This window comes from Affinundibacterium danionis (assembly GCF_042432465.1).
In the GTDB taxonomy this organism is placed as follows: domain Bacteria; phylum Pseudomonadota; class Gammaproteobacteria; order Burkholderiales; family Burkholderiaceae_D; genus Undibacterium; species Undibacterium danionis.
Window position 1 is genome coordinate 201,287 of sequence record NZ_JBHLXJ010000016.1, and the last position, 18,066, is coordinate 219,352.

13 protein-coding genes are annotated in these 18,066 nt (G+C 47.0%); 2 read left to right on the forward strand and 11 right to left on the reverse strand.

The features are described 5' to 3' along the window. Positions 1-82: 82 nt before the first annotated feature. Positions 83-2,458, reverse strand: a complete 2,376-nt coding sequence (locus ACFFJH_RS15465; protein ID WP_390213832.1) for an ATPase, T2SS/T4P/T4SS family — start codon at positions 2,456-2,458, stop codon at positions 83-85. A gap of 465 nt (positions 2,459-2,923) precedes the next feature. Here ACFFJH_RS15465 and ACFFJH_RS15470 point away from each other — a divergent pair, with 465 nt between their 5' ends. Then, complete coding sequence (locus tag ACFFJH_RS15470; RefSeq protein WP_390213833.1) at positions 2,924-3,133, forward strand: cold-shock protein; 210 nt, start codon at positions 2,924-2,926, stop codon at positions 3,131-3,133. 784 nt (positions 3,134-3,917) lie between these two features. Here the strand turns inward: ACFFJH_RS15470 and ACFFJH_RS15475 are convergent. Next, positions 3,918-4,346 (reverse strand): substrate-binding domain-containing protein, encoded by a 429-nt coding sequence (locus tag ACFFJH_RS15475; protein ID WP_390213834.1) that lies wholly within the window; start codon positions 4,344-4,346, stop codon positions 3,918-3,920. A gap of 12 nt (positions 4,347-4,358) precedes the next feature. Beyond that, positions 4,359-5,507, reverse strand: coding sequence for a hypothetical protein (locus ACFFJH_RS15480; RefSeq protein WP_390213835.1), 1,149 nt, complete (start codon positions 5,505-5,507; stop codon positions 4,359-4,361). Between the two features lie 529 nt (positions 5,508-6,036). Here ACFFJH_RS15480 and ACFFJH_RS15485 point away from each other — a divergent pair. Then, positions 6,037-7,320, forward strand: a complete 1,284-nt coding sequence (locus tag ACFFJH_RS15485; RefSeq protein ID WP_390213836.1) for a Xaa-Pro dipeptidase — start codon at positions 6,037-6,039, stop codon at positions 7,318-7,320. A gap of 152 nt (positions 7,321-7,472) precedes the next feature. Here ACFFJH_RS15485 and ACFFJH_RS15490 read toward each other — a convergent pair whose 3' ends face one another. From ACFFJH_RS15490 to ACFFJH_RS15525, 8 genes are all read right to left on the reverse strand, one after another. Beyond that, positions 7,473-9,200 carry a flagellin gene (locus ACFFJH_RS15490; protein ID WP_390213837.1) on the reverse strand — a complete coding sequence of 576 codons (1,728 nt, stop codon included), beginning with the start codon at positions 9,198-9,200 and terminating at the stop codon, positions 7,473-7,475. Further along, on the reverse strand, positions 9,143-11,257 hold the full coding sequence (locus tag ACFFJH_RS15495) for a DUF4175 family protein (protein WP_390213838.1): 2,115 nt from the start codon (positions 11,255-11,257) through the stop codon (positions 9,143-9,145). The genes ACFFJH_RS15490 and ACFFJH_RS15495 overlap by 58 nt, the downstream gene beginning before the upstream one ends. Further along, entirely contained in the window at positions 11,241-12,389 is a 1,149-nt protein-coding gene (locus tag ACFFJH_RS15500; protein ID WP_390213839.1) for a hypothetical protein, read from the reverse strand. Before ACFFJH_RS15500 ends, ACFFJH_RS15495 begins: the two co-directional genes overlap by 17 nt. Next, positions 12,386-13,270 (reverse strand): DUF58 domain-containing protein, encoded by an 885-nt coding sequence (locus ACFFJH_RS15505; protein ID WP_390213840.1) that lies wholly within the window; start codon positions 13,268-13,270, stop codon positions 12,386-12,388. The genes ACFFJH_RS15500 and ACFFJH_RS15505 overlap by 4 nt, the downstream gene beginning before the upstream one ends. 10 nt (positions 13,271-13,280) lie before the next feature. Next, positions 13,281-14,285, reverse strand: a complete 1,005-nt coding sequence (locus tag ACFFJH_RS15510) for an AAA family ATPase (RefSeq protein WP_390213841.1) — start codon at positions 14,283-14,285, stop codon at positions 13,281-13,283. A gap of 1 nt (position 14,286) precedes the next feature. Further along, positions 14,287-14,907, reverse strand: coding sequence for a DUF4159 domain-containing protein (locus tag ACFFJH_RS15515; RefSeq protein ID WP_390213842.1), 621 nt, complete (start codon positions 14,905-14,907; stop codon positions 14,287-14,289). A gap of 150 nt (positions 14,908-15,057) precedes the next feature. Beyond that, complete coding sequence (locus ACFFJH_RS15520) at positions 15,058-16,386, reverse strand: TldD/PmbA family protein (protein WP_390213843.1); 1,329 nt, start codon at positions 16,384-16,386, stop codon at positions 15,058-15,060. A gap of 41 nt (positions 16,387-16,427) precedes the next feature. Continuing rightward, positions 16,428-18,065: a TldD/PmbA family protein gene (locus ACFFJH_RS15525; protein WP_390213844.1), complete on the reverse strand. Its 1,638-nt coding sequence runs from the start codon at positions 18,063-18,065 to the stop codon at positions 16,428-16,430. Position 18,066 lies beyond the last annotated feature (1 nt).

Below are 18,066 nucleotides of genomic sequence, written 5' to 3' on the forward strand. Positions count from 1 at the left end.
GCTTTTAAGGTATTTACTAAAAAATTTAATGCGACAATGGCGCAATTGCACGTACATGTATTTGAATGATGAGAGCGTCTATTTACTTAATACAAACCACACGCACTTGTTTCATATCCATGATGCCGGACAAGACTTTTTCCATGCCATCCATTTTCAAAGTCAGCATACCGTCACTTAACGCAGCAGTGAACAATTGGGCTACACGGGCGTGCTCTTGTATCAGTTTTTTTATGCCATCAGTGCCCACCATGAGCTCATGTAGGCCAACTCGGCCTTTGTAGCCACCTACGCACTTGTCGCAGCCTACGGGACGATACAAGGTGAAATTACCTTGCGCATCGGCATAATTTTTCTGCCATGTTTTCAACACCTTTTGCTTAGCTAACTCCGCATCGATCTGGAATTCCGGCGTCGCTAGTAATTCGGTGCAATACTCATTGAGCATGCTTTGTATTTCTTCCGGCGTGGGTTGATAAGCGAGCTTGCAATTGGCACATAAGCGTTTAGCCAGACGTTGGGCCAAAATACCCAGCAAAGCATCGGCAAAATTAAACGGGTCCATGCCCATATCGAGCAAACGAACGATAGATTCAGGCGCGCTATTTGTGTGCAAAGTCGCGAAGACCAAGTGACCGGTCAATGAGGCTTCCAAGCCTATCGAGACCGTCTCTTTATCGCGCATTTCACCTACCATGATGATGTCGGGATCAGCGCGCAAGAAGGCTCGCATCACAGTCGCAAAATCCATTCCTGCTTTGCGATTGACTTGTACTTGACGCAAACCCTTTTGCGTGATCTCAACCGGATCTTCCGCTGTCCAGATTTTGGTTTCTGGACGATTCAAGTAGTGCAGCACCGAATGTAAGGTGGTTGTCTTACCCGAGCCAGTTGGTCCGCAGACGAAGAAGATGCCATAAGGTTTCTCCACCACGTCTTTTAAACGTTGTAAGTTATGCGGCAAGATGCCGAGTTGCGCCATGGGTATCGGCTCACCTGCAGCCAAAATACGCATGACGACATCTTCCATACCGCCAGAAGACGGAATAGTTGCTACCCGCAATTCGATATCGAGCGGGCCATATTTTTTGAATTTAATCTTGCCATCTTGTGGTTTGCGTTTTTCTGAAATATCCAGATCACACATAATCTTAATCCGTGCCAACAAGGCATTACGATAGCTAGCGGGAATCTCAATATACGGCGCAAGTGAACCGTCGCGCCGAAACCGTATTACCGTCTTTTCCTTACCAGGACGAGGCTCTATATGAATATCCGAAGCACCTTGCTGGTAGGCATCAACGATGATTTTATTAACTAGTTTAACTAACTCATTTTCTACCGCTGCCGAAACCTCGGTACCGGTGCTGCTTTCGTCTGGCTCCTCGCCTTCCATACCTGATAACAGTTCATTGACCGAACCTGTATCGGCACTTTGCCCAAAAAATTGATCTACCGTGAGCTTAAATTCGCGCTTGGTAGTGACCCGATAATGCAGGCGCGGCGTGGAAAAAATCAGATTAACCACGCGGGTGGTTTTCACATGCTCAGGATCTATCGCTAAAATACTTAAGCCGCTGGCATCGTCCGAAATCGGCAACCAATTGGTTTCTTCTACATATTGACGTTTTAATTTCTTGGTCAACTCTGCATCAATCACGCGATCCGGTTTAAATGCTTCATACGGTACGGCAAAAAATTTAGATAAAGCCGCACCTATATGAGCGACCTGTACTTGGAATTCATCAATCAATACATCTTCTAGGTCTAGCTGTTTTTTACGTGCAGAACTAATCGCCAACTCAAATTCAGGCGCAGACAAAATGCCTTCTGACACCAAAAAATTAAACTTTGACGGTGGCAAAATGAGTGGTTTATTTTTTTGCGTCAAGGCGATGGCCAATGTCTCGCACAACTCCTTCACGCCCTCCGTAGCAATCGCGGTAAACGCGACACCATGCCGATTATTGATAAATTGGATGACACCCAGCAATTGACGAGTAGAGGCATCAACAATCGGTGCGCCCAACATTTCTTTGGTGCGATAACCAGTACGTTCATCGATCGCTTTTTGAAACCGCAAATGCGGAGAGTGGGTGTGTAATTCTTTTTCGTTGTACACGTCTTTGATGCATAGAACTTGCTGGTGCAGCGCGACATAACCCGCAATACTTTGATCAGAAATCGGTAGGCGTATGTCTTTAAAACTATCCAAACCTTTTTTTATTTTAGAGACCAAATTCGCTTTATCTGGCGACACCACATAAATCGTCATGCGGTCACATTCAAACAGATCACAAATATCCTGACTCAAGTCCAACATGATTTGATCGACGGCCTGAGTGGCGTGGATTTTATTCGTCAGCGTTTGCAATCGTTTGAAAAACAGTAAACGCTGCGTTGAGGTTTCTGCTGATACACTTGCTTGAGCACCTGATTTTGCTTGATTCGGCTGCATCCTAATCCTGCTTTCTTCAAGAAGAAATTCCGTCGATTTTGTCTAGTCGGGCTTACTGTACTTCGTGCGCTGACGGATGAAATATCGCAATCGAGCTATTATGAGGCAAAGTGAATACATAAAAACAATAAAGAGGTATTTATCAAGAGCGGTTTTGCAAATTACAACATCTGTGCAACACTCCATTTGCGAATGAGACCCCCACTATTTTCTACCTCAAGCAAAAATAAATTAGGTGATTTGGGAATTTATGTGTATATTGCGGCCTGTACTTGTATCAGGTCGTTTTATTGTTGGTCCCAATTCCGCATGGCTGTTCTCTTCTAGTCGTTCTGTTTTATCTCCTTCGGTTTCATCTCTTGGTTTTAAGTGCCTAACAGGCAATTTCGCCTACCGGCAAATTCTCGCTCGCATATCGTTTGATTTTGATGACGTGAATGCCATTTTTAATTCAAAGGAAATAACATGAGCGCACAAACAGGAATCGTCAAATGGTTCAACGATGCTAAGGGCTTCGGCTTCATCACACCTGACGCGGGTGGCGCGGATTTATTCGCTCACTTTCAAGACATCCAATCTTCTGGTTTCAAAAGCCTCTCGGAAAATCAACGCGTTTCTTTCGAACGCAGCGCTAGTCCTAAAGGCGATAAAGCCAGCAATATTCAAATTTTGTAAGATTCATTTCTACAAAATTGAGTAAAAAAACGCTGCACGAACATCACTCGTTTTACTGTTAAGCATCGTTCAGAATGAACTTATTGATGGGGCACCATTACCGGTTATTCACACTTGGCAGATAGCCTCGGTGGATAAAACCCCGCAAAGATTTCATTCAAAAAGCAAGCGCATTTTGTGCCAAGTGATAGCACAATAGCCGCACAAACTGGTTCTAATCGGCCATAGCCACCACGCAGATAGCATGGGGTAAAGGAAAATGGTTTAGCCAGGCGACGCCGCCATCTTGATTATTTCAAGATGGACGGTATTTCGCTGAAAGACAATTTAACAAAATAAGAAAATCATTTGTGCTTCGAATGTATGCAGGGCGACTCAAGTGCGCTGTGCGATTCGATATTGCAGCAAATAATTCATTAATCCTCATTTTCAAATTAGAAAATCTGGGTGAAATTGCACCATCAAGATTGTGATCAGATTTTGATGACACACTAATTCCGAAAGGTACACCACGCAGATAGCATGGGTGCTGAATCAGCTGATAACACCTGATAGATAGTCTTGGTTATCAGTGAATTACCGCAATACATGGAGAGCCCGCCTTTGGTGGGCTTTTTGCATTTTGGATCTGGCTCTGGCTTTAGCTTTAACTTGAACTTTAGCTTCGGTTTCGAGAGTTCTATGTGCTAGATATTGGCAAGAAAAAGCCAGCATGACGCAGAGTCACGCTGGCCGCTCATACCGCTCATTCCGCTCATTACCGCGCAAATGAATTAGTGCTTAATTAGTGCTTGACTACTTTCACCGACTTATTGACCTTAGAAGAATCGATATAAGCGATGGCGCCCGGAGTGCTGGCGACAAACTTTAAAACCTCATCGTCGCTCGACAACTCTTTCGGTGGCTTGGCACCGCCAGTAAAAATCTGACGTGCCCATTGTGCTTTTAATTGTGCTGGATTTTTCTTCAGTAATTTATTGCCAAACTCTTCCCGTAGCGCCCCTTCTTTTTGATCGACTGGCAAAGCTTCCGACCCATTCGAGAAAGTTTTAGTTTGCCCTAAAAAAATCTTGGCGATTTGCTCTTCGTCGATGTTGGCTGAGTTGGCTGGATTCACAATCACCACCACATCCCCCGCCATCGCAACCGCGCTAGCGACCATACCACCCAGCAAAACAAGACAACGTAAGCTGGTAGAGAAAGAAAGATTCATGATATTTCTCCTCTAAAATGTAAAGTCATAAGAGACAGTGGCTAACTTACGGGTGTTATCCGTACCATTCAAAAAATCCCAACGACTACGATCCAATTGGAATTTAAGGAAACTGCTGTCAGATAACTGATAGCGCAAGGTCAGTCCGATATTTCGGTCCACCTCAATCGCCGCGCCATTACCACCGAAGGAATTAAAACGACTGACAGTCACCATCGGTAAGAAATTACCAAAGCGATAGCCAACCCCAGCTAAATAACCCGAATAAGTACCGCGTTGTGATGATTGATCAATTTTAGAAAATTCGGTTCTGACCACCAGCTCATCTTTATCAACATTCAAAGATAAAGAACTATAGGTTTGTGGCGAGTCTTTGCCGTAACTAATGTCTGGTGAAAACTGTACCAAGCCAGTCGGCCCCATGCGCAAACGTCTTTGTTTGGATTTATTGACCGAAGCGCGCATCGTGAACCAGTCTCGATTGAGCTCTAAATCAATACCGTACATATCATCCCAATGAACATCAACACGTGAGGGATCACCGAGCTTAGCAATCGCAACTTCTTTGGCATGCTCTTTACCAAAGTAAGCACTGGATTTAACCGCCCATCCCGCTATATCGTCACGAAAAGTCAGATTCGCACCATTGTAATTAACCACAGGCCAGCCATACACATCGGGTGGCACTCGGGTCCAGTTATACGCAAAAGCGACATCCTGAAAATCAGAATAGAAGAATAAGGGCAGACGTTTACGACCAACTTGTAGAGTCCATTTGGGACTCAGGTTGTAGCTCAAAAAAGCCAGCTCAACGCCAATCTCGGCGTCGCCTGCTGCATGACGTGCCATTACTTGACCGGTGAAAGATAGGTTATCAGTGAAGGTCGCCGTGCCTTGCAATCCAAAGCGCGATTCCGGCTTAATCGACCAACGCGATTCATACACGCTACCGTGCGAATAGTCAGCGATATAGCAAGGACATTTCCACTTATTATTATCAGGAAAACCGACCTCTAGGCCCGTGGCGCTAAACACCTTACCCGCTGTGATATTGCCAAACCCTGAGTACGTAAAATCCACCGCCTGACTTATATTGCTGAAACCAGCCATACTCAACATCGCCAACACGCGATGCAGCTTAAACACCTTTGATCTAGCCATTTTCTATCCTCCTGATACTAAAAGTTATTAGGAACTATTTGGATTTATTAAAGCAGCGAACTCGGGAGCATCACTTTTCCGCCTGTGCAAGCGCGCTGGCCAACATGAGGAAAGTCATGCCATTAGCTACTCAGATATCAGGCATTCGAATTTCGATTGATCAGGCATTCAAAATTCGATTGATATCTATGGGGTGCATTTTTAGTATAGGCGGGCAGCAACAGAATTTCATGCAAACAAGCAAGTTAGCTGCATCAAAGAAACGAAAAGAAACAAAAAGCAACACTTTCTGTTGCAGATTAGCGAGAAATTATCTTTTTAAATTGAATGAAATACTTACCAATATAAACAAATAGCTTTGTCGCGCTGGCGAGCATGACTTTTTTCTGAGCAGCTGTGAGTCTGAGAGTCGAATTGTTGGCAACACACATCAACCACGAGAAACATATTTGACCATCAAGCATACAGGCACGATACTGAGCGGCTGCCAAAATTTCCTATCGGCAAATACATAATCACGGAGCTTTCCATGAAATACCCACTTTATTCTTCTCTATTGGCCGCCGCTGCCCTTAGTCTCGCCAGCCATGCATCCGCCACCGAGGTACTTATTTCTGCCAGTCAAATGTTAGACGTACGTACCGGAAAAATGATTGCCAATCCTCAGATCTTGGTCAAAGACGGTCGCATAGTGAGTGTTGTCAGCAATAAGTCTGCCGCTACCACCAATAAAGATACGCAAAAAATCGACTTGCCTGGTATGACGGTGGTTCCCGGACTAATCGATATGCATGTGCATTTGGATTCTGATCCCACTTATGGTGGCTACAATACGCTCCAATTTGGTGATCGCTTCTGGTCCATCCTGACCGTGCCACATGCGAACCGTACTTTACAAGCAGGTTTTACCACCGTGCGCAATGTCGGTGCTGATGCTTGGAATGACGTTGGTCTGCGCCAAGCAATTGACGAAGGAAAAATCCCGGGGCCGCGTGTCGTCACTGCCGCGTATTCTTTTGGCGCTACTGGTGGTCATTGCGATTCGACTTTCTACCCACCCTCCATGAATCAACAAAGTCCCTTCAACGCGGATAGTCCAGAAGAAGGTCGCAAGCGCGTGCGTGAGTTACGCAAGTACGGCGCGCAAGTCATCAAAATTTGCGCAACTGGTGGCGTGTTCTCTCACAACACCGAACCAGGGCAACAACAGATGAGTTTGAAAGACATGACCGCAATTGCCGAAGAAGCCCACCAATGGGGACTGCGCGTCGCAGCGCATGCGCACGGCACATCAGGTATTAAAGATGCGATTCGTGCTGGCGTTGACACCATAGAACACGCGAGCTTGATCGATGATGAAGGAATCGCTTTGGCCAAAAAACATGGCGCTTATTTGTCGATGGATATTTACAACACCGACTACACCCAGTCCGAAGGCAAAAAGAACGGCGTGCTGGAAGACAATCTACGCAAAGATAGAGAGATCGCTGATGTGCAACGCGAAGGCTTCCGCCGCGCTCACGCTGCGGGCGTGAAGATGGTGTACGGTACTGACGCTGGTATCTATCCACACGGCGACAACGCCAAACAATTCGCAACGATGGTGAAATACGGCATGACGCCAGTACAAGCGATTCAAGCAGCCACCATTAATGCCGCAGAAGCCTTATCGAGCAAAGACGTAGGCATACTAGAAGCCGGTCGCTTTGCTGATATGGTGGCGGTGGCAGGCGATCCAACGAAGGACGTGCGCTTGTTAGAAAATGTGGCGGTGGTGATTAAGGGTGGGGTGGTGGTAAAAAGTGGAAAGTAAAAGACATTAATTACTAATTTGCTTATTGCGACGATGGATTTGAGTGGAAGAGGGTTCGACTCAAATCCAATCTGACAGACACCCTACAAAAACTGGTAACTGTCAGATCGATGCTGAGCTAGTACAATTTAATTGAGATTTTTCTCTTACATCTAACGTCGCTGCTCGCGCCACCATAGCATCAGCATCAACGCCATTAAGCCTAAGACCCAAGGCCATTTCTCTATCGTCTTTTGTGACTGCTGCTTAGATTTACTTTGCAGCGCTGTACTGGCGATAAACGCAGCCGTTGCAGCTCGGCGTTGGGCTGTTTGCCATGTTGGCCAATCCTTCTTTTGATACACGTAAAAGGCACCGCTGGCAGTAGGTTTGCCAGCACTTTGTGTTTGCCATTCTTGCCACCCTGACTTACTGGGAATAAATGCTGTACATAAAGCATCTGCTTTGTCTGTCGAGGCTCGCAAATGATGCGATGCGTTTTGTGGAGTTAGAAGCAGATCTTGCGGCGCCAGACCCTCGCTGCATATACGCATACGTTGGCCTATGAGTGGCATCACTTGCTCAGCTTGCATGCGCCACTCCTGCTGCTTTACTACTTGCGACTGATCTAAAATATCTTGCCACCACAAACTCAAGGCATCCGGTGCACTGATTTTGTAACGATGCCAACCGGCCACCGCAAGCCAAATGATTTGTCCTTTTTCCCAGTTACGTTGAGCGAGCCAAGGTCTTTCTTTTGACTGCCGCCAATCTTGGTTTTGGTTTGTGTGCGGAACTAAAGAAGTTGGACTCAAACTCATTAAAGTATTCACAGCGAGCTCTTGGTCCGACGCACTCGGTACGAGACGTAAGCCGATCTCGCGCTGCCATATATTGCCATCGCTGGCATTGGTTCCTAGCAATATCAAAGCGCTTCCCTGTGCCACTTGTTGCAAGAGCTGGGTGCGTGCAAGCGCACTCGATTGTTTAAAATAGGCGGCGTCTTGTATCACTAACTCGGGTGTTCGCTTGCCGTCTGATGAAGAACGACTGCCGTTCACTATTGCCAGCTCGTCATTCGCCTCCAAGCGTGTCACGGTTTTACCTAATCTGGTTTGCCAGTCTAATTTGGCCTGGCTTTGCGTGAACAACTCATTGAGCGTTTGAGTATCAAAAGAAGGTACCGCAAATCGCGCTTGGATGTTGAGACTTTGGGCTGAGGTGACATCTAAAGGAATTGGACCTTGCTCTAAAATTTTCCCCTTGTTATCGAGCAAACGCGCTTGCAATACCATGCGCTCGGCAACTGGCGGCAACCAAGTCAAGCTTAATCGTTTTTCTTTACCACGGACCTCGGCTAATACGGTTTGATTCTCTGCCAGCAGTTGCAGTCGCCATTCACCTTGCACTTGTTCACGTGCTGCCGTGAGCGTAAACACCCTACCTTGCGGAAGATGCGTGGGAAAATCTAAATCAATAATGTCTGTCGACTTTTGCTTTTCAGCTTGCGCCAACCATTGCACGGGGATACGCGGCAAATCTTGCCATTGTGCCTCACTCAAGCCATCGCCTTTGAGCTGTGCGCTTTGTGTTTTATTCATCTCTTGCGCTAACTGCGCCATGTTCAAATGAGGATCATCGCTATCGATCAAGGCAACTTTATCAAGTGCGACCATGCGCGGATCGAGTATCAACACCGCGATACAAATACTGGCACAGCAAATCAACAACACATCCAAAATTTGCCGCTTACGCCAGTAGTGAAAAGCTGAGAACCCAGCAATGGCGATTAAAGCGAAAAGCAAAGCTAACTGCGAATGCGATAAGGAAAAATCAAATTCACTCATGGCTGTTTTCCATTCACTGAGGCAGGCTGCTTGTTCGGCATCGACGCTTCCCATGCTTTATCGAAAGCGCTGCTTTGCTTAGCTTTTAAAACGCTACGCCCTTGCAAAATCAACTCCGCCTGCGAGATGCCCTGACGTATCCACGCCGCTAAGGCGGGACGACAAGTCGCACAGCCATCAATCACATCTTGTAGCGCAGCCTGCGCGGCCAATCGTTGTTCTTCATTCGTGATTTGCGCTGCGATCCAATCACGTGCGTTTTTTGACCACAGAGCGGGTAAGCTGTCCTGACGCTGCAAGGCGGTCAATAAATGCCGAATCTCTTCCGGTACGATGACGGCCGCCTCATTTTGTTTTTTACTCGTATTTTTTAAATCTAAAACATCACCGGTTAAGCGCTTTTCTTCTTTAATCGCAGGAGGTGTAAATGCCGCTTTGTGTAAATAAATTCGATCTGCTTGCTGCAATTGTTTGATGGCTTCTAGTGCTTTGTTTTCAGGGGCTAATGCATTGGCTGGCGCAATTGCACGCAGAGATTTTTCGGCGTCCCACATCGCGACTAAAGCTCGTCTTAATATCTTTTTAGTGGCCTCGTCAAACAAAGTGGCATTCTCTTCCTGATCGTGTGCATGACCATATTGAGCCGCTAAATCGACGGGCGCTTTATCGCCACTTTTGCCATGTCCATCATGACTATCATGGTCACCGTGATCGCCTTCGTCATCGCCAAACAAGCTCGATTCTTCACCCAAAAATTTGCCATAACGTCGTCTTAAAGCGCCTTGATCCCCTGCAATCGTTTCACTACGAGTACGGATTAAATTCGGGTTCAATTTAGGATTGGCTTTCATGTCGGCCAAGAGTTGTTCGGTGTCGATAATAATCTGGCGCTGACTGCGCAAGGACTCCACCTTAACAAGTGTTGGCAATGCCGTCGTTTCTTCCGCAGCGGCTTCCGGTGATGGTAGTCGTAAGGTGTAAGTCGGTGAGCGAGTAATGTGTGGATTTTTATCTGCATTGTCGGTCGCGCGAATAAAGAAATAGAGCTCGTCACCGGGTTCCATTCCTAACTCGCTGAGTGACCACAGCTTATCCCACTCGCGCAGCTTGCTGTCTTTACCTTGCGGGATGGGCATTTCCTTGTCACTGAAACGAATATTTTCACCACTGCCGCGTGCTAAAGTCATGTGCATCGTGGCTTGTGTAATTTGATAATCGTCGGTGATACGCAAAGCAATACGAACTTGTTTTGCGTCTTGCGGCAGCACTTGTATCATGTCGGTTGGTGCGGTCAGTTTAATTTGCGGTGCTTGATCTAACTGCACTTTCAATACAATACGAGTCTTAGCGGGATCTGCGCTCCAGCTCCAGAACACGGTTTCGCTTGCCTGCCACGCGGCACAGCGAGCCGCACCCTGTTGAACAAAATTGAGTGTTTGTCCATTACTCAACTGAATACGCAAAGCCTGTTGTTCACTGTCAACGCCAGAGGGCAGCGTGACGCACCAACGCACTTGACTGTTTTCTGGAATCTGCATTTCCTTAGGCGCACTAGTGAACGCTGGTAGCTTGGTATATGGCGGCGGCGTCACATGGACACTCAGTGTCGAGTTCAGTGCTAACAGCTGCTGTGACTGGGTCGTACTTGCCAGTGCCTTTTTATGGTTGGTCGTAGTTTGTGTTGGAACAAAATACCAAAGCAAGGCCAGCAGCCAACTGATCGCAATCACAAACCGTGGGAAGGAGACATACTGTCTAACCACGCGGCGGCAAGCCTCGGAATGCAAAGTCTGTTCAAATTTTTTTAGCAGACGTGTTCTTTGTAATTGCGCAACGGCGCTACTTGCCGCGCTATCGTCCGCAAGCAAATGCATGCTGTCTTCTAATTCAGAAAAACTGGCATTACTCCAACTAATCCAGTGCGTGGCTATACGCTTTTGTGTCCACCATGCATAAACTAATACTGAGAATACGCAAATGAGCAAAGGCCAAGGTTGGCGCAGAATAATCCATGGCGCAATCAATGCAACGCACGCTGGCAAGCTATGCAAGCAGGCGGCACGCCATAATCTAGCCGTCACACGACGACGAACTTCAGCGACGTCTGACATGAGTAAATATCCGTTCTAAAGCAAAAATGCACAGTAGTAAAACCAACAAAGTATCGCGCGTGTTTTCCTGCTGTTGAGCAAGTATTAAATTTTTATTGGCTGGGAGGCTAAACGATGTCGTCGGAAAATTAAGTCTCTTTTGACTCATTTTCTGCCAAGCTTCAAATAAACGTTTTGCGTTCTGACTATCGTTAAGCTGGAGCGGCCAATCACTGCCTACCTGCAATAACCAATAACGACTGCCCTCATTTTTAAATTGTTTAAGATGAAGCTTGCCGTCAATTAGCGTCTGCAAATTTGGTTGCGTCTCTGCTATGGTTTGCTCGGTGACAAGACCAGCGCCTGAACTCAACCACCAAAATGCTGCTTTGGCTTTGGTTTTCCATTGCTGCGGTACCGCTTGGGTACTGTCCCAAATCACTAATTCTGTACTGGCATCAGGCTCTTGCTGCCACACATAATTCTGATTAGCCTTGCCCGCCACCGCGAATGCCGCGAACAAGTGCTGCCATGCTGCTACCCGATCACTGCGTACAGTGATGTAATGGTCCTCTACGATTTTTTTTGTATTGTCCGATGTATTTTTCGATGTATTTTTTGATGCATTTGTGGTCGGGAGTGTCGCTACTTTAACCGTCAACGCTGGCACTAGTTGAGGTGCTTGCGCATTGAGTGCAATCTGGCTCGCATCGCCTAATACCAAGAGTCGTGCCGATTCTTTCCACCCGCTTTGATGTTGCTCCAGCCAATACAAAATTTGTGTGCTCTGAATATCGCAGCTAAGCTCTGCGCAAAAACTCATGCGCTTGGCGTCTTGCATATTGTTCGCTTTGATCTCTTGCTCTATCCAGTCGCGATCACTGCCAGCTGCAATCAAAACCGTATCACCGCGCCATCGAATAAAGATGCTTGCTAAATAAGCGATAGCGATCAAGAGCAATAAACAACGCAACATCAGCAACAGCCAAGCCTGCCAACGCCATACTTGCACCATGTGCGGGCTAGCGGCCGCTAGAAATTTTGCAGTCGCCAAACCTTGACGCTGCGAGCTCTCGCGCCTTTGTCTTAACCATAAGACAGGCAATATCATCAGCGGCAGTAAGAGCCACCAGTAAGGCAACAGACTACTCATGCGCGCCCCGCCAATCGTAACCAGTCGCGCAGAACCTGCGTTATATCCTGTTCTATACAGGCGGCTAAATAAGCAATATTCGCTTGACGACATTGCTGTGCCACCGCGGCAAAATGCGCGTCTAATGTGGACTTGAAAACTGCTCTGGTGCTGTCTGATATTTTAACCAAAGTACTTGGCTGTTCAGGATCAACATAAGTCAGCGCTGCCGCAAAACTGGCATCACGCTCCGCCTGTGTGCGCAGACATAAGGCACGTACATCATGTTGCATGCGACGCAAACGGATCAGACTTTCGGTGCTGGCGGATGGCCATTCGAGAAAGTCGCTGACCGCGAAAATTAAACTCGGCGCACGGACAAAATGTAACTGCGATTTGAGCACTGCGGCATCAGGCAAAACGCCTTGTGCCTGCGTTTGATTAAGCTGCGCCATGATCCTGTGTAATTGTCTCGGCCCGCGTGATGCAGACGTTATTTGTAGCTTACCGTTTTGTGCCACCAGCAAGCCAAAAGCATCACCTTGGCGCTGTGCGACTGCCGCCAAACAAGCCAAGATCGCGCGGGCAAAATGTAATTTGCTCACACCGGGATATTGATAACTAGACTCAGCCATAGAGGCACTGGCATCGAGCCACAGCCAAATCGCAACATGACTATCGCGCTCGGCTTCACGCACGTAGTAACGATCATTGCGTGCTAATAATTTCCAATCGACACGACGCCATTCATCACCGGGCGCGTAAGCACGATATTCAGAAAATTCAACCCCTGCGCCGCGCTCACGTCCTGCGTGCAAACCATGACCCAGACCCGCCAAGACGTGGCGTATGATCAAATCGAGATCTTGGCTGTGCGCCAATAGAGCGGCTGTATTCAACATACTTTTTTGCTTAATCTATCTTGATCTGCTCACGTAAAGCCAGCAAGATATCTGCGATCGCAACGCCATCTGCTTCCGCTTCAAAATTACGTAGAACACGATGCGCTAATACCGGCAATAACATCGCCGCCATATCCTCACGCGTTACCGCCAACCGACCATGCATCAACGCACGCGCTTTCGAAGCCAATACCAAGGCCTGACCGGCACGCGGCCCCGCACCCCAGCCTACATGTTTTTTTACGCTCTCGACTTGAGTCAATTGTGGGCGCGTGGCGCGTATCAAGCGGGTCGCGTAACGTACTAGATGTTCACCAACTTCAATATCGCGCACCAAGGCTTGCAGCCGTAACAGAGAAGCGACATCCATCGCACTGACCGCATCCGCGATACCGGCATGCGTGGTGCGTTCGACCATCAGCATTTCTTCGTCTTCACTTGGATAGCCAACGTCTATACGCAATAAGAAGCGATCCAACTGAGCTTCTGGCAAGGGGTAAGTTCCGGCTTGTTCAATCGGATTTTGGGTAGCCAATACGAAGAACGGTTTTGGTAAACGATGTGTCTGTCCAGCGAAAGTCACACTACGCTCTTGCATCGCCTCTAATAAAGCCGATTGGGTTTTTGGTGGTGCGCGATTGATTTCATCCGCTAACAAGACTTGCGTAAATACCGGGCCTTTTTGAAAACGAAATACACGTTGGCGTGTCGTCGTGTCTTCTTCGAGAATCTCGGTTCCGACAATATCCGATGGCATCAAATCCGGCGTAAATTGCACGCGGCGAAATTCCAAATCAGTCGCTTGTGCCAATGATTTCACCAGTAAAGTTTTACCCAGACCTGGCACACCTTCCACCAAAGCGTGACCGCCGGCTAACAGGCAAATCACTAAAGATTCAATCACGTCTTTTTGACCAATAATCACCTGCGACATGCTCTCGGTAAGCGCGTATACTTTACTGCTGAGATCACTGACTTCCTGCTCGTTCCAACTCGCTTGCACATTCGACTGCATACTACGCTCCTAAAGCATACTGAATAATATTCACCGCAAAACGGGTGTTATCTACCGCTAAAAAACGTTTATTCCTAAAATCATAATCCCACTCACAGCCATAATCTTTATTGCTGTACAGCAGACGGATACGACCATTGACTTCTACCGCCTTCAAATAGTCATGCACCAAATCGTCGCCCCAACCGTTCAATTCCACACTAGTATTAGGCGGGCCATCAAACCTAAAAAAACTGGTATAGAGCGGATGGGTGTTAGGAATCTTCTTTAAGGCTTTAGTTCCAAATATTTTGGCGATTTCAGCTTCAAATGATTTGGCAAATAATCCATCAATATCGTGATTGCAATCATCCACAAATAAAAATCCACCACCCTTGATGTAACGCTCCAAATGCTTACGTTCTATCGCACTTAATTGCACCAGCTTATGTCCGGCCATATAACAAAATGGTGCTTCCAACATTTTAGGATCAGACAGAGCGATGACCCGCTCCACCGTATCAACTTTCAGCGTGGTGTATTCGACCAAGGAATTTAAGACGTTGCTAGGCATGCGAATATCCACATCCCAATCGCCGGAATCATAAATTAAACGGGTGAAATAGAAGTCGTAATTGCTCATGCGGGAAGATGGAAGATAAAAGGAAATTCAAGCTGGGATCGTCATGCCGGACTTGATCCGGCATCCATGTTTCAATCACGACTGATGCTAATTACATGGATACCGGGTCAAGCCCGGTATGACGTTATCGGCTTTAATTTCTCTAAGGTTTTACACCGCATCCGACAAGGACGTGAAATTAAAATCACGTAACTTCATGGCTGGCACGACTGATTTACGACCATCACCGAAGACCTGCGTCTTACCGAGATCATCAATATTATTTAACATCGTGACTGGGCTCTCGTTGAAACGGAAGTTTTTGATAGGATGTTTGATCTTACCGTTCTCGATATAGAAAGTACCGTCACGCGTTAAGCCAGTTACTAGCAACGATTGCGGATCGACGGAACGGATATACCAAGTACGTGTCACCAAGATGCCTTTCTTAGTCGAAGCGATCAGCTCTTCTGTGGACTTGGTGCCACCCGACATAATGGTATTGCCTGCACGACCTTTTGCAGCGACACCTTGTTTCTTCGCCCAGAAGTTCGAATATTGCAAAGATTCAATTTTGCCATTCTTGACGATAGAGCTACGTTCGCGTGCCTGCATAGAACCGCTGTCCCAAGGATTGACAGGCGCATCGGCATTCCATGGATCAGTCCAGATATTGACCTGTTCATCAAACATCTTTTCACCGAGACGATTACCGCCACCTTTTTTGGAAAGGAAGCTACGTCCTTCGTCGGCCTGACGTGCATCAAAGGCATTGAACATAAAATTCAAAATATCGGAGGAAGCGGCTGGCTCCAATACCACTGTGTAACGACCTGGCTCTAAAGCCTTGGCATCAACTGAACGCATGGCTTTTTCAATCGCCACTTCCGAAGCCTCACGTGGATCAAACAAACGTGCGTCATTCGCCGTGCGCGTCACCCAACCAGAACCGCGACCATCTTCGGTACGCGCAGTGCAGCTAAAACTCAGGTTGGAGGATTCTTGAAAACCAAATACACCATTAGAGTTGGCGATCACTTCAAAGCCCAAGGTGTCTAAGAAAAACCCTGCTGCGATCAACTTATTTTTCTTTGCCAGACTAATACTTTGCAATGCGACCTCAGCGCGGTAATCCGGATCAATGGCGGCAGTTTGTTCAAAATAGGTCGGCGTTGCTTTGAATTCTTGCTTAGATGCAGCAGGCATAAATTCTGGATTTTCGGGTGCCAGACGTGCAATATCTTCAGCACGACGCACTGCTTTTTCTAGTGATTTATCATCAAACTCATTCACTGTCGCGGTACCCTGACGTTTGCCGAAAGCGACACTGACAGATAACTGCGTATCTTGATTCAAACCTGCAGTTGACACACTATTTTGTGCATAACGGATATTGCCAGCACGTGTGCCTTGGATAGAGACGCGGCATTCATCGGCTTTGGAAAATCCGATTACACGATCGCAAATACGTTTTGCTTCTTCCTGAGTCATCTTTTTCATCTTATCGTCCTTATTTGTTTTGCTTTATTTGCCGCAACTTGTTAAGCGATTTTGCGCGCTGTATTAATCACATTAATGCCGTTGAAGCGGGCAGTAGAGGAACCATGTGACACCGCACTGACTTGACTAGGTTGACCTTTACCATCGAAGAAAGACCCGCCCATACGCCAGTCACGTTCATCACAAATCGCGCTGCAGCTATTCCAGAATTCTTGGGTATTCGATTGATAGGCAACATCTTCCACCGGACCTACAATCTTGCCGTTTTTAATTTCGAAAAAGAGCTGACCGCCAAACTGGAAGTTATAGCGTTGTTGATCGATAGAATAAGAACCACGACCTAAGATATAAATCCCTTTCTTCACATCTTTCACCATCTCATCTGGTGTCAATGGTGCTTTGCCTGCGGCTAAAGAGACATTCGGCATACGTTGGAATTGCACACTGCTCCAACTGTCGGCATATGAACAACCATGTGATTCTTTTTCGTCGATGATATGCGCTTGATCACGTGTCGCTTGATAATTGACCAGCACACCATTTTTAATAATGTCCCAGCGTTTTGCTGGCACGCCTTCATCATCGTAGCCCACCGCGCCCAGCGAGCCGGGCGTGGTTTTATCTGCGAAGAAATTCACGCGATCCGCACCGAATTTGAAATTCTTACTGCGCCATTTATCTAAAGTCGCAAAACTTGTTCCCGCATAGTTTGCTTCGTAGCCGAGGACGCGATCCAACTCAGTCGGATGACCGACCGATTCATGTATCGTTAAAAATAAGTGTTCTGGACTCAAGACCAAATCATATTTGCCTGGCTCTACCGACTTAGCAGAGAGTTTTTCACGCGCTTGACGACCTGCTTCACGCGCCTCTTCGATCACGTCCAGTGAATGTTTATACAAGCTCGCCACACCACCAGCAGCCATCACTTTATCTTTAGGATTGACATCGAAGAATTCAAAACCCATACCAACGGGTGAGGACAGACTTTCACGAGTACGGAATTTGTTAGTCGCTTTATCCACCGCAGTTGCCGTCATCGGTGCCCACAGGCGATGTATGTCTTGGTCGATGTAAGAACCATCGGTAGAAGCAAAATATTTTTCCTGATTGACTTGGAATAAATTGGACTGCATAAAATTGGCACCCGCTTCCAAGCCCGCTTTGTTCGCCGCAATCAACATATCGGCTTTTTCTTTGACTGGAATGGTGCGCCAATCTTTTTTGAATGGCGTAGACCATGCAACTTCGCCCACGCCTTTGACTGGCGCCAGTATCAAGGGCTCAGTCTGCAACTTAGCATTCGCTTTAGCGATTGCTACCGCTTGACGCGCCATGCTCACCACCGCATCAACAGAAAGATCATTCGTGGAAGCAAAGCCATAAGAACCACCAGCGATAACACGCACGCCCACGCCCATAGATTCACTATTGACGATATTTTCAACACGTAAATCACGGGTGGTAATGAATTGATTGACATAGCGCCCGATACGTACGTCACAATAACTAGCGCCAGCCTGTGTGGCGGCATTCATCGCGGCATCCGCTAAGGATTTTTTGAAAGCATTACCGACGGGATTCATCAAGGCTTCTGCGGCAATCGCATTGCCATAAATCGGGATAATCATGCTACCAGCAGCGATGCCACTAATCTTTAAAAAGCTACGTCTTTCCATA